This is a genomic window from Lewinella sp. W8 (genome assembly GCF_004375085.3).
In the GTDB taxonomy this organism is placed as follows: domain Bacteria; phylum Bacteroidota; class Bacteroidia; order Chitinophagales; family Saprospiraceae; genus Neolewinella.
This window is the reverse complement of record NZ_SNAQ03000014.1, coordinates 18,769-30,852: the sequence shown is the minus strand read 5'-3', so window position 1 is coordinate 30,852 and position 12,084 is coordinate 18,769. Positions and strand designations below refer to the sequence as shown.

Genomic DNA, 12,084 nt, shown 5'->3' with positions numbered 1-12,084 from the left:
TTCTACCGCAAAGCAGTGGAGCAGATGGGTCAATTTAGTTAAGTTGGAATTCGGGCATACGGCCGATGTGGCGCAGCAGTACGGTTATCTGCCAGGCCGCCGAGCCCCAGTCAAGGTTCCACTGGCCGGTTTCGTAGTAGTTTTCGGGGACGTCCCACTTCAGGACGTCCGTTGCCGTAGCGTACTCTTCCTCCCCGATGAGTCCGCGGGGAATGAAGTAATCGACCACCGCCCGGGCGATGATCTCCGGAGAATTACTGTTGTCGGTGAGGTTGCGGGCAAAATTCCGGTAGGTCTGGTCGTCGGCGTCAAACACTCCCCAACTGAAGCCGTCGATGAAGTCCCACCGCAACGTCAGGCGGTTGGAGTCGATCCAGGCCCGGTCGCCGGTCCAGCCGGCTACGTCGGGTGGCTCACCGAGATACTGCCCCATGTTGGCCGTCCCCCAGAAACCCCAGACCAGGTGGTCGTTGAAGGTGCCGAAGCCTCCCTGGTGCAGGAAGGAGACCATGAGTTCGATGGGACTTTTCATCAATACGCCCACGTTGGCTGCATCGAAAAAGTGGGCACTACCAAAGAGTTCCTCCAGGACGGGAAGAATCTGGAAGTCGTTGTCCAGGAAAGTCTGGGCCATTTGGTTGACGACCGCCTGGTCAACGGCCTTATTGACAAAGTAGGCGTAGAGCTTTTCACAGATGAAGGCGGCAATCAGCTCACCCCGTTCTTCGAAAAGGACGTCAATGAGGCTCCCGTAGTTGTAGTTGCCCGTTTGCCCGAACACGGTCTTGTCCGTACTGTCGAAGCCCCAGGGCGCCCACTGCACGTTGCCGCAGTAGCTCGTCCAGCCGTTCCAGCCCGTGAGGGCCCGGCTGGCTTCCTCGATATCTTCCTGGGTGTACCCGTTATCCTCCCCGAGGGTGAACAGCTCAAAGAGTTCCCGGGCGTAATTCTCGTTGGGGTGTTCCTTAGTGTTTTCAAAGCCGTTCAGGAAGAAGAGCATCGCCGGGGTGACGGTGATTTCCTTGACGAAGGTTTTGAAATCGCCAAAGGCATGATCCGTCAAAACCTTGAAGTACTGATAGTAATAGCTGGCGCAGCCGTGGCTCTCGTACTTGGTCACGAAGTGATTGTGCCAAAACAGGACGAGCTTTTCCCGGACGCCGTAATCCTGTGCCTCCTGGAGGAAGCCGTAGGACCAGTTAACGTAGGTTTCAAAAACGTCTACTTCGTTGGCCTGAAACTGATCGTAATTCCATTCTGCCCATTCGGGGGCCGGGCGCTGTTCGCGCGTGGCGGCTTCCTGGAGTAGTCGGCTAACGGTGGCCTGGGGGCTTTCGGTCAGGGCCTGATTAATTTCTTCGGGGGAGGCGCCGAAGCCCATCCGTCGAAAAAGATGTTGCACGCTGGAGGCGTCCCACGGTCTTTCTTCCGACGGCACGTAGGCTTCTAGGCCAGTTGTGGCACAATTCATCAAAACCATCAATTTTGGGGAGTAGAACAGAACTCCGAAAATACGGCATTAGGGAGAAGGCGACCGAATTCCGGACCATGTTTATACCCGTTTTAACACTGGTTTATTGTCGGCTGGGCGTCTTTTTGAGCAAGGGGTAGGTTAATGGCGGGGAACGGCGGCCGGTCCCGGGTAATTGGCTGAGATACAGGGCGCTGATGGTCGGTATGCCGAACGGGAGTGTTGGGCTAGTTGTATGCCAAATCAGGGCCCGGAGGGCAGGTGCCATGGTTTCGGGTGGAGCAAAATTTGTGGGCATCATGCGAGTTCGTCCGGTGCGGGTCGACCTCCCCGCAGTCGTTCGTCTTCGGTAAACTGAATGATCATCATGCGGCAGGGCTGATTGTCCAGCACGCCGGAACGGTGGCCCTTCTCGTTCAGCGTACCCTGATCGGCCCCAAAGGAAAATTCCCCCTGCCGCATTTCGGTTCTCGTGCCGTCCATGGTTTCAACCCACCAGCCACCGCTGAGGGGCACGATCCATTGGGGATGGGGGTTTTCGTGCCAGTCGCCGTCAAAATCGGCGGGGAGTTCGCTGAAAATAACCTGAGTGGCTCCCCGCATGAGCTTGTTGTTCCACTGGCTACCCGAATCGCCTCCCATGCTTTCTTCGGTAAAGTCCGTCAGGTGGCGTTGCTCTTGTCGGCTGATTCCCTCCTCGTCGGTATACACGTGCCAGTAGGTGAAGGATGGTGCTTCGTTTGCCATGGGTTTTTATTTTGCCCAACGGAGCAAGCGCCAGACTTGTTCTTACTGGTCCTTCGCGCGGGCTCGCAGGCGTCGCCAGCCTATCGCTGCCAGGGCAAGCAGCAGCGGAATGAGCCAGTACGTGTAGTTTCGGGGGGCGGCTTTCTTTAGCGCGAGCGGTCCCGCCTCTCCGTAGAGGGTCAGTGCTGACCAGTAGTAGGGGTGCGCAAATTCGGCATCATCCCGGTGACTGGCCTGGGCGGCGGCCAGGGCCTCGGCCCGACTACTGCCCGCAGCCAGTTCCTCGTAAAATTGCACCATCAGCTCCTTGGTGGCCCGGTCGTTCACCCGCCACAGCGTGGTGAGTGTGGAGCGGGCACCGGCGGCAGTGAAGGCACTGGCGAGGCTGAGCACGTTTTCTCCCGGGACGTAGGTCCCCAGATTGGTTTCGCAGGCCGACAGGACCGCCAGCTCTGTATTTAGCGGTAGCGCGTACAGATCATTGAAGTAAAGCATCTCCTCCACTTCCAGGCTGTCCCCTAATTGAGAAAAGGCGATGAAACTCAGGTTGGGGTCCGAAGCGTTGACCATGCCATGGCTGGACAGATGAACTACCTTACTTTTTCCGATCAGGTTCAGGAATTGCTGCCGGTTGGCTTCCTCGTCGTAAAAAGAAAGCGCGTCGGGAATCAATGAGGAGATGGCCTCCACCTCGGGTCGGTTATGGCGCAGGGGTTGGAGTCCGGGTAAGGCCCGGCTGCCCCGCTGATTGTTGGTGGAGGCTCCCCGGAACGTAGGGGCAAAAGCGAGAAGGTCGTGTTCGTATTCCCGGTTGGAAAGTTGTTGCTGGGCCAGCAGAAAGATGGCCGAGTAGGTATACTGGAGGGTACGGCCCGTTTGGAGGTACTTCAGGTCCCCGTAAGTTACGGGCATGGGGGGCGCCTGCCCCAAAGGAAGGGCCGCAAACGGCAGGAAATGCAGCGCTCCGTCGGGGATGATGATGAGTCGGTTCCCCAGGGAAGTGTTTTCCCCGCTCATCGGGAGTAAGGCCTGACTCAGCTGCCTTCCGAGTTGGAGAAACACCCGATCGAGTTCTTCCTGCTCTGGTATCGGGCGTAAGCTCTTTTTCCGGTAGGCACTCTGCTCGATGGCCGCCAGCCAGTCTTTGGTGAGTTGGTCCAGTGTGCCCTGAGCAATGGGAAAAAGGGACAGCTTTCCAGACGGAGATAGGTGAAAAAATACCCCACTGGTGGTGTCGAGGTGATAGGCAATCAAATCCGCCTGGGTCGTCTGGATGAGTTGCGTCAACTGTTGTCGGTCAAGACGGGTCTCAAAGGCCGCGAGGTCTACCTCCCGGGTGCGTAGCAGCCGGTCCAACTGAAGGCGGGCGGCTTCCAGTTGGGGGAGGATGCTGGCGTCCTGGGGGGCGAGGCGTTCCAGCTCCGCAATCCTCCGGCGGAGTTCCGCTTCGCGCTGCGGCATTTCATTTTCGCTGCGCTGAAGGGCGGCCACGAGACTGTAGGCCTTGGCCCGTTCACTCAGGGAGAGTGCCCGCCAAGCGATATCCTCCGCCGGGTCCTCCCGATACAATTCCAGCAAAAGGGCAATGGCCTGATCAAAGTAGGGCCTCAGGTTGCTGCTCAGGTACTGTCTGCTGGCGTCTGACTTTACCCCCGCCCGTAGGAGGTCAAGAATGTGAAAGAGGGCGTCATAATCTACCAAGGCCTCATCGGGGCGGTTCTGATCAATCAGCAGTTCTGCCCGATTCCCCAGGGTATTGACGGCCTCTTCGAAATTGGTCGTCAGGCTATCGGGAGGAAAGCTGACCAGTCCGTTTTCGTTTCGGGAGCCGGGAATGTCGAGCAAGCGAAGCGTTTCATTAAAGCGGTTTAACGCGGCCGTATGGTTGCCGGAACGGAAGAGATAAATGCCTTCCATACGCATCTGATTCGGGAGGAGCGCGGGGTCGTGTTCCCCGAAGATGCTCCTGGCTTTCTGAGAATAGTCCAGTGCTTGCCGGTAATTTTTGTCCTCTGCCGCCATATCCGCCAGGTTGGCGTACAGGGGCCCAAGTTCTTTTTGACTGGAAGACTTGGAGAGCAAAAGGTTTAGGGCCCGCTGATATTCACGCTTGGCTGCTTCCGGCTCCTCATTTGCTTTGTAGGCTCCCGCGAGTAAATTGATGGCGTCGGCCTGCCAGCTGATGTTTTGTTCCGCCTCCGCCAGGGCCAGGGCCCGGCGCGCCAACCGCTTTACCTTTTCCAGCTGGCGAAATTTTAAATTGATCCGAGCACTGTAGTAAAGGCCGAGAAAGCTGTCGTAGTTGCCGGCCTTTCCGTAGGTGTCCAACAAATTGACCGCCGAGGCCGAGGCGCTATTGGCCAGCTGAAAGTCCTTGAGGTCGTAGGCGATGTTAGAAAGTTCAATGAGGCTCCGGAGCCAGTTCAGGGTGTCGGGGTGCTCAATTTTTTCGTAGAGTTCAATGGCCTCCCGATTCATCAGGGCCGCTGAATCCGGATTTCCCAGGAACCGCAGAATAGTGGCCAGGTTGTTGCGGGATTTTGCCCGGTCATTGTGGGGTGATGAAAATACCTGGTCTCTGATTTTTATGGCCCGTCGATAATAATGACTGGCCCTGGCATCATTGTATTCGTCATAGTAGGTGACACCGATTTTGTGGTAGGCCAGACCGGTAAGGCTATCGACAATGATGCCCCCATCACGACCCTGCGTTGCGGACAGGTAGGCCGCCCGCGACCGGGATAAACTATCGGCAGAATACCAGGCCTGGCCGGCGGCCATAAGATCGGCCCGGGAGCCCCGGAACTCGAAGGCCCGGGCAGCGTCCACAAACTTTTCTTCCTCCATGAGGTTTTCCGGCTGTCCCTGCGCACTAATGGATGAAGTTAGTAGCAGGGAAAGCAAGCAAATGATGGGCCACGGGCCGGTGCAACGGCGGTGTCGGAACATATACAACACTAAAATGAGGGATGGTTAAAGATACGGCAATAATCCTCATCTTTGGCGCCTCCAATAAATCAAGATATGAGTAATCTGCAAGCCACCATTGAAGCTGCCTGGGACAACCGGGATCTCCTGCGGGAAAAAAATACCCGCGAGGCCATTGACGCCGTAATCGAAGCTCTGGACAAGGGCGAACTCCGGGTAGCAGAACCCGTCGGTGACGACTGGCAGGTGAACGAGTGGGTGAAAAAGGCGGTGGTTCTTTACTTCCCGATCCGGCAAATGGAGACCATCGAAGTGGGCCCCTTTGAGTTTTACGATAAAATGGCGTTGAAGAAAAATTACGCCGAAATGGGCGTGCGGGTAGTTCCCCACGCCATTGCCCGTTACGGTGCCTTCCTGGAGAAAGGAGTAATTATGATGCCCAGTTACGTCAATATCGGAGCCTGGGTGGGCAGCGGAACCATGGTAGATACCTGGGCGACCGTGGGTAGTTGCGGACAGATCGGACGCAACGTCCACCTCAGTGGCGGCGTCGGCATCGGTGGGGTACTCGAACCCCTTCAGGCGACCCCGACCATCATCGAAGATGATTGTTTCATCGGCTCCAGATCGATTGTCGTGGAGGGCGTTCGCGTTGGGCGTGAAGCCGTACTCGGGGCCAACGTCGTCCTGACCAAAAGCACCCGGATAATCGACGTGACGGGTGCAGAGCCCGTGACCCACCGTGGCTACGTACCCCCGCGCTCCGTCGTGATTCCCGGAAGCTACACCAAGTCTTTCCCCGCCGGTGACTATCAGGTAAGCTGCGCCCTCATCATCGGTCAACGTAAAGAAAGCACGGACAAGAAAACCAGCCTGAATGCCGCCCTGCGGGAGTATGACGTAGCGGTGTAGAAGGTTGAATGATTGAAGGAGTGAATGATTGAAGGAATGAATGATTGAAGGAATGAATGGGGATTGGAGGACTTCACCTCGGAGTCTGGCATCCCGGCTAAGCGCGAGGATTCCGTTGCATTGCATCCCGGCAGAGCGCGAGGATTCCGTTACACTGCACCTGCGGTGATCGCCCTAATCCTACATCCTAGCGCCTCAACCCTTAAATTACCCGCATGCATCTGGCGGATCTGACATTGACGCAGTTTAAGAATTACGGGAAGGTTTCCCTGGAGTTCAGCCCTCGCCTTAATTGTTTTGTGGGGCAAAACGGTGCGGGTAAAACCAACCTGCTGGAAGGTGTCTACTACCTGTGCATGGGAAAAGGCTACGACAGCACGCCGGATCAGTACAATGTCCGGCACGGCGATGACGTAAGCCGCCTGGAAGGTCACTTTGTGCAGGACGACGATTCCCGCGACCGGATCGTGGTGAAAATTCAGAAGCGCAAACGCAAAATTATTGAACGGAACGGCGCGGCTTATGACCGACTGGCCGAACACGTGGGCCGCTACCCCGTCGTGATCGTGGTACCAGACGACAGTAGCCTGGTGCTGGAGGGCAGCGAAATGCGGCGGCGCTTGCTGGATAACAGTCTGAGTCAAACGGACCCTGCCTACCTCCAACACCTGCTGAACTACAATCGGCTGCTGAGTAACCGTAATGCACTACTCAAAGAGCTGGACGGTCGTCCGGACTCCTCCGGACTCTTAGAGGTCTACAACCTCCAAATGGCGCCGGCGGCCACCTACATTCACGCACAGAGGAAGGCATTCGTGGCGCCCTTTACGGAATTACTCACGGAGGCCTACGCCGCCATCAGCGGCGCCCGGGAAACCGTGGGGGTAGCGTACAAAAGCCAGTTGGAAGATGTGGCCTGGGAGGACCTGTGTCGGGAGCGAACGGAAAAGGATCGGATACTGCAACGGACTACCGGTGGAGTTCATCGGGACGATCTTACGTTCACCCAGGAGGGGCACCCCCTGCGACGGGTTGCCAGCCAGGGGCAACTGAAATCCTTCGTGCTTTCCCTAAAACTGGCACAGTACCGGTTGTTGGAGCGCAGTACCCGTCGACCACCCATTCTACTCCTGGACGATATTTTTGACAAGCTGGATCAGCAACGGGTGGAGCAGTTATTGCACTACGTCATGAGCGCGGCCTTCGGCCAGGTGTTCATTACCGACACGGACCCGGAACGTGTCCTGGCCCTGATCCGTAGTGATGATACCATTGATTGGCGCCGCTTCCTGGTGGATGACGGTGCCATATCGGAGGAAGAATAAGAGCTTGTGTGGATTTTGGTCGTCTGGCCGAATTTGAGAATTTTTTGGTGGTAGCAAGGCGGGAACCACGAAGTAGCCGCGAAGCGAAATCGGAGTATAGCAGCGCTAAATGAGGATTTTCCCAACGAAGCTAGCGCCAAAAAAGGCCAAATGGAGGTCGATTATTAAAGTCCAAACAAGCTCTAATCTCACCGTATCTTTGGACAATGAAGGACAAGCGAGAAGGCGAAGCCAACCTCAAGGATGCTTTTATGCGACTGTTGCGCAATAAGCGCAACGAGGCGGGCTACTTCAAGGCCCGGACGAGCATGGTTTGGGAAAAGTTCTTCGGAAAGCACGTGGCGGATAACACCCGGGATTTTATGATCCGGAACCGGAAACTCTACGTCTACGTAACCAACGCTCCACTACGGAACCAACTCACCATGGTGCGGGCGGGTATCCGGGAGCGCCTGAACCGGGAGTTCGGCGAAGATTACCTGGAGGAGGTGATCATCAAGTAAGCGGACGGAATCAATCTTTCCCTAAGCTTATTCACTGAAAAATAACCATTCCAGGGCCTTGGGGAACTCCTGTCCCCAACGAGCTTCGTTGTGTTGACCCTGGGGGTCAATTTCGGTGCGGATGTCGACGTTTTCGGTGCCGGCCTGGGCCAGGAATTGTTTCCGGAAGTGGAGCATATTGGGCACCATGGTCTTACTTTCTGCCTCTCCACCGTACAGGTAGATACGTCCCCGAAACTGCTGCACCAGGCGCATCAGGTGAAAGGGGATATTGGGGGATACCCACAGGGAAGGACTGAAAATCATGAGCCGCTGATAGGCCTTCGGGTAGAAGATGCCGGCGTAGATACTGATCAGTCCGCCCAGCGAGCTGCCACCAATGCCCGTGAATTCGGCTTCCGGCCGGGTCCGGAAATGTTGATCAACGTAGGGCTTAAGGGTCTCCACCAGGAAGCGCAGGTATTTCCGGCCTTCCCCCATGCCAAGTTTGCTGTTGGGGGAGGGGTTAAATTCGCTGATGCGTTGCTCGGCGGCGTGGTCGATGGCCACGATGATGACGTCGCCCATCCCCCGTTCGGCCAGACTGGCCAATTGTTTGTCCACCCCCCAGCTTCCGTAGGGCGCGTAGTCATCAAACAGGTTTTGACCATCCTGCAGGTAAAGAACCGGATACCGCTTATCGGTTTCGTGGTAGTCGTGGGGTAGGAGGGCGGCCACCCTGCGGGTACGGATGAGCTGGGGAATTTCGAAGGCCTCGTTGATAACTTCAATGACGGGCAGAAGGTCGGACCGGAAGTGCAGGCCATCCCCGCCCCAGCGGGAGACGTGATCCTCATCGTGCCATTCTTCCTGGGGGTTGCGTACCCGATTGGCCGTACTTTCCCCGGCGGGACCAAGCTCTACGCATTCCCACCCGCCACGGGTGTACTTGTATTCAATGCGTTCCGTGCTGAGGGGAAAGGAAACGGTGAGTTCGTAGGTGCCGGGCGCAGTCCCGGCCCGCATCTGGTATTGCTCGTCGGCCTCTCGCCAGCCATTGAAGCTGCCGGCGACGAAAACGGGCCGATCATCATGCTCCGGGGTGGATAATCTGAAGGTGCGTTCTGGCATACGATTATTGTCCGTGGCGGCGAAAGTAGCAAATATCGCCAGGGGGCGAAAACCATGCCCGGAGGATTGGAAAAGAATTATTGGAATCACCGACGCTTAACCCGGAAAATTCCCGGATATCCGGGAGCCAGTACGATGGTCAGAAAAAAAAACGCCTATTTTCGTAACGTCCTTTCATCCCTCAGCATAAAGCGGCGGACCTAAGTCAGCTTTAGGCCATTATCCCTTTACCGCTCTCAATACACTTTCCTATGAAACAGCCTTTGCTTTTATACCTAGCCCTTCTCGGAGCCATTCTACTATGGCCAGGATGCGAAGATGAAGATCCGCCACCACCCCCCTGCGAATTTGATGTCCCTTCGGTGGGCTTCAGCGACGGTACCTGCGATCCCGATCCCCTTCGCCTCAACAACCTCAACGAACCACAAGTCGGCACCTTTCCCACCCTGCCGGTAGATTGCCCGGCCAGTGAACGCGCCCGAATCGTTCGACTTGACCCTTCCTCAGACGGTCAACTGAACCTGCACCTGTACGTAGGTATTCCTGCACTGATCAATTACCAGGTGTTTGGCGCGGACTGTGACACAAACATCACCCCACTCACGGTTTGTGAGTCCAGCGGTGCGGTAGCCATTAATCAGGCCATTGAGGATGGTGCCGACTTTAGCGACATCTACGTCTGGATCGATTACACGATTTTCGATTCACCGAACTACGATAATTACAGTTTGGGGGCCAGCGACTTTATCGACGTGGTGGCCTACGACAATGAGCCCAAAGGAAACACGATCTCCTACAGCCGTTCCGAGGGTCAGGCTGGCCCTCCTTCGCTGGAAATCAGCTGTAATGGAGATTCTTTCCAACGCCTGATTCTGTCGACCTGCAATCCTGATGCCGACGTTATCGGCTGGGCCCAGGAACTGGGCCTGCCCATCAGCGAAAGCTACACCGGAGCGGGTGGTTCCGTGGTGGCCGTAGACGTTCCCTCGGGCATGTCGCCGGACTTCTTCGGCGGCGGCGGTGGCGAAGACCCCGTGACCAGCACCCGGCGACCAAAGCAAGATTCTACGGAACTCTTCGTGGAGCAGGATTACCTGATTACCGTTCCCACGACCGGAGCGGGCATCATCGACCTCGTCCAGTCCGAGTATAAGTTTCCCATTGGCTCCCAGGATTGTATCACCTTCGAACCGGGAACCCCCTCTTCGCAAGCCGAGAACGTGATCGTGACCGTGATCGACAGCGGCGTGGAATTTGGTGGCGTCTGGGACGGCACCTGGGAGGATCATCGCTACCGACTGCCCAATTCCGGTTTTGTCCAGCAAAATTCCCTGGGGTACGACTTCATCCGGGATGATGCTCAACCAGATGACGAAATTGGCCACGGTACCGCCGTGGGTGGCCTGGTGATCGGAGGGTACCGGGGAGACGCCCCGTTAACCGTCGTTCACTTCAAGATTTTTGGTGGAGAAGGCTTTGCCACGTACTTCGGTGCCGTTGTCGCGACCAACGAAGCGGTTAATCTGGGCAGCCACATCATCAACATGAGCTGGGGGATTCCGCAACCCAATGAACCCCTGGCGCTGGGATGCGCCATCCGTCGTGCCGGTGACCGCGGTGCCATTGTGGTGACCACCGCCGGTAACAATAACGTGAACATCGATGAGCCGATGAACACCCAGTGGCCCGGTTCTTTTGGATTGCAGAAGGATTACGAGCACCTGTTTACGGTAGCCTCCATGGAATACCCCGATCAGGATCTTTCCCGGGAGCCCGTACTGGTGGACCTGTATTCCAACTTCAGCGACAAGCGCGTAAACGTTGCGGCCTACTTAACGGGATTATCCCCCAAGTACGGGGCCGCTACGCCGACCGAGTTTAGTACGCTGGCCGGTACCTCCATCTCTGCCCCCCTGATCAGTAGGGACCTGGCGCGCTACCTGGGCGCCAATGGTGGCAACGTGGGCGACTGGAGATCAGAACGACTCCGCACCTCGTCCGACCTGGAAGTTAGCGCCGAGGTCGCCAGGGGCCTTTACCTACCCCTCTGTATTGACATCACCGGGGAGTAAATCCTTGCTGACAAGCTATGGAACGGTCCGTCTCCGGCAGGAGGCGGACCGTTTTTTTGCAGTTAGCAGCCTTATGGCCGGGATGACCACTTTTTACTGATGGCCCGCCAGGTAGTTAACTGGATGTTCTGTTCCCGGAGCAGCTGGGTGAAGGCGTCACTGGTGAAGAAATTATAGTCCTGCTGCCGCCAGCGGTTACCCCAGCCCTCCACGCCGCCGGCCATGCCGGCACTCTCGGCGCCATCCAGGGCGGTGTGGATGAGGAGCACACTGACGCCGGGGGGAAGGTCGGCCAGGATATTGCGGTAGTAGTTATCCAGACCAGTGCCGTAATCGGGCAGGCCGGCGGTGAAAACGTTGTCGATCACCAGGTCTTGATCGGTAAGCTGCTTGGCAAAATTTTCCCCGAGGGCCGCCAGCATATTTCGACTCGCCATGGCCGGAATACCGTACTCCCGGGCCACTTTGAGGTAGACGCCAAAAAACGCCGGATTGTAAATCAGGCAACCCATGTGGGAGTCCAGGTGCGTGGGCTGCAGGCCGAGGCTGATGGCGCGGTCAATCTGCGCCCGAATTTCAATTTCGACTTCCTCCGCCCGGGCAGTTTCGTAGAGGGCGCTGCACTGGGGCTTGAAGTAGCCGGTGCTGTCCAGCAGGCTGCTGACCCGATCGGAGGGCGCGGAGGAGCCCCAGCGGAGGAGCCGCCATTCGCTGGTCAGGGTCAGGTGCATGCCCAGGTCGTGGTTGGGGTTGGCGCGGGCCCATTCGGCTACCTCGGCCAGCCAGGGGCAGGGGGCCATGACACTGGCTGAACTCACCGTACCCCGTTCCAGGGCCGCGATGCTGGCGTCATTGGTGGCGTGGGTCACGCCGAGGTCGTCGGCGTGAACGATGAGCAGTTTTGTGCCGGAAGGATAGCCGAGTTGCTCGGCGAGCGTTTGCCCGCTCAGCCACGAAGACAGCAGCAACAGGGCAAAAATGGAGAATTGGCGCATGATCAGGAGTAGTTTTGTGAC

The 12,084-nt window shown here is 57.1% G+C and carries 9 protein-coding genes; 4 read left to right on the top strand and 5 right to left on the bottom strand.

Going from position 1 to position 12,084, the window contains the following annotated elements:
* Positions 1-34: 34 nt before the first annotated feature.
* The 3 genes from E1J53_RS15500 to E1J53_RS15490 all read right to left on the bottom strand — a co-directional run bounded on the left by E1J53_RS15500 (position 35) and on the right by E1J53_RS15490 (position 5,065).
* A complete protein-coding gene (locus E1J53_RS15500; protein ID WP_216650060.1) occupies positions 35-1,471 on the bottom strand; it encodes a DUF1800 family protein in 1,437 nt (478 codons plus the stop codon).
* A 297-nt stretch (positions 1,472-1,768) separates the two neighbouring features.
* Positions 1,769-2,218 (bottom strand): cupin domain-containing protein, encoded by a 450-nt coding sequence (locus E1J53_RS15495; protein ID WP_134273284.1) that lies wholly within the window; start codon positions 2,216-2,218, stop codon positions 1,769-1,771.
* Positions 2,219-2,260: 42 nt separating this feature from the next.
* Positions 2,261-5,065: a CHAT domain-containing protein gene (locus E1J53_RS15490; protein WP_173021516.1), complete on the bottom strand. Its 2,805-nt coding sequence runs from the start codon at positions 5,063-5,065 to the stop codon at positions 2,261-2,263.
* A gap of 177 nt (positions 5,066-5,242) precedes the next feature.
* On the opposite strand from E1J53_RS15490, the gene E1J53_RS15485 reads away from it, so the two are divergent.
* From E1J53_RS15485 to E1J53_RS15475, 3 genes are all read left to right on the top strand, one after another.
* Positions 5,243-6,058, top strand: coding sequence for a 2,3,4,5-tetrahydropyridine-2,6-dicarboxylate N-succinyltransferase (locus E1J53_RS15485; protein ID WP_134273282.1), 816 nt, complete (start codon positions 5,243-5,245; stop codon positions 6,056-6,058).
* Positions 6,059-6,273: 215 nt separating this feature from the next.
* Entirely contained in the window at positions 6,274-7,383 is a 1,110-nt protein-coding gene (locus tag E1J53_RS15480; RefSeq protein ID WP_134273281.1) for a DNA replication/repair protein RecF, read from the top strand.
* A 206-nt stretch (positions 7,384-7,589) separates the two neighbouring features.
* Positions 7,590-7,886 (top strand): DUF721 domain-containing protein, encoded by a 297-nt coding sequence (locus E1J53_RS15475; protein WP_134273280.1) that lies wholly within the window; start codon positions 7,590-7,592, stop codon positions 7,884-7,886.
* A gap of 27 nt (positions 7,887-7,913) precedes the next feature.
* On the opposite strand, the gene E1J53_RS15470 is transcribed toward E1J53_RS15475, so the two are convergent.
* Complete coding sequence (locus tag E1J53_RS15470; protein ID WP_134273279.1) at positions 7,914-8,996, bottom strand: alpha/beta hydrolase; 1,083 nt, start codon at positions 8,994-8,996, stop codon at positions 7,914-7,916.
* 251 nt (positions 8,997-9,247) lie between these two features.
* Between E1J53_RS15470 and E1J53_RS15465 the strand changes: the two genes are divergently transcribed.
* A complete protein-coding gene (locus tag E1J53_RS15465) occupies positions 9,248-11,068 on the top strand; it encodes a S8 family serine peptidase (protein ID WP_134273278.1) in 1,821 nt (606 codons plus the stop codon).
* Positions 11,069-11,139: 71 nt separating this feature from the next.
* Here the strand turns inward: E1J53_RS15465 and E1J53_RS15460 are convergent, their stop codons facing one another.
* The gene (locus tag E1J53_RS15460) at positions 11,140-12,063 is read right to left on the bottom strand and encodes a polysaccharide deacetylase family protein (protein WP_134273277.1); all 924 of its coding nucleotides are present in this window, start codon (positions 12,061-12,063) and stop codon (positions 11,140-11,142) included.
* Positions 12,064-12,084 lie beyond the last annotated feature (21 nt).

Bases quoted from the DNA above. Each gene is read 5' to 3' on its own strand.
- E1J53_RS15485 (WP_134273282.1), top strand. From the start codon at position 5,243: ATGAGTAATCTGCAAGCCACCATTGAAGCTGCCTGGGACAACCGGGAT.
- E1J53_RS15490 (WP_173021516.1), bottom strand. From the start codon at position 5,065: ATGGAGGAAGAAAAGTTTGTGGACGCTGCCCGGGCCTTCGAGTTCCGG.
- E1J53_RS15470 (WP_134273279.1), bottom strand. From the start codon at position 8,996: ATGCCAGAACGCACCTTCAGATTATCCACCCCGGAGCATGATGATCGG.
- E1J53_RS15495 (WP_134273284.1), bottom strand. From the start codon at position 2,218: ATGGCAAACGAAGCACCATCCTTCACCTACTGGCACGTGTATACCGAC.
- E1J53_RS15475 (WP_134273280.1), top strand. From the start codon at position 7,590: ATGAAGGACAAGCGAGAAGGCGAAGCCAACCTCAAGGATGCTTTTATG.
- E1J53_RS15465 (WP_134273278.1), top strand. From the start codon at position 9,248: ATGAAACAGCCTTTGCTTTTATACCTAGCCCTTCTCGGAGCCATTCTA.
- E1J53_RS15500 (WP_216650060.1), bottom strand. From the start codon at position 1,471: ATGAATTGTGCCACAACTGGCCTAGAAGCCTACGTGCCGTCGGAAGAA.
- E1J53_RS15480 (WP_134273281.1), top strand. From the start codon at position 6,274: ATGCATCTGGCGGATCTGACATTGACGCAGTTTAAGAATTACGGGAAG.
- E1J53_RS15460 (WP_134273277.1), bottom strand. From the start codon at position 12,063: ATGCGCCAATTCTCCATTTTTGCCCTGTTGCTGCTGTCTTCGTGGCTG.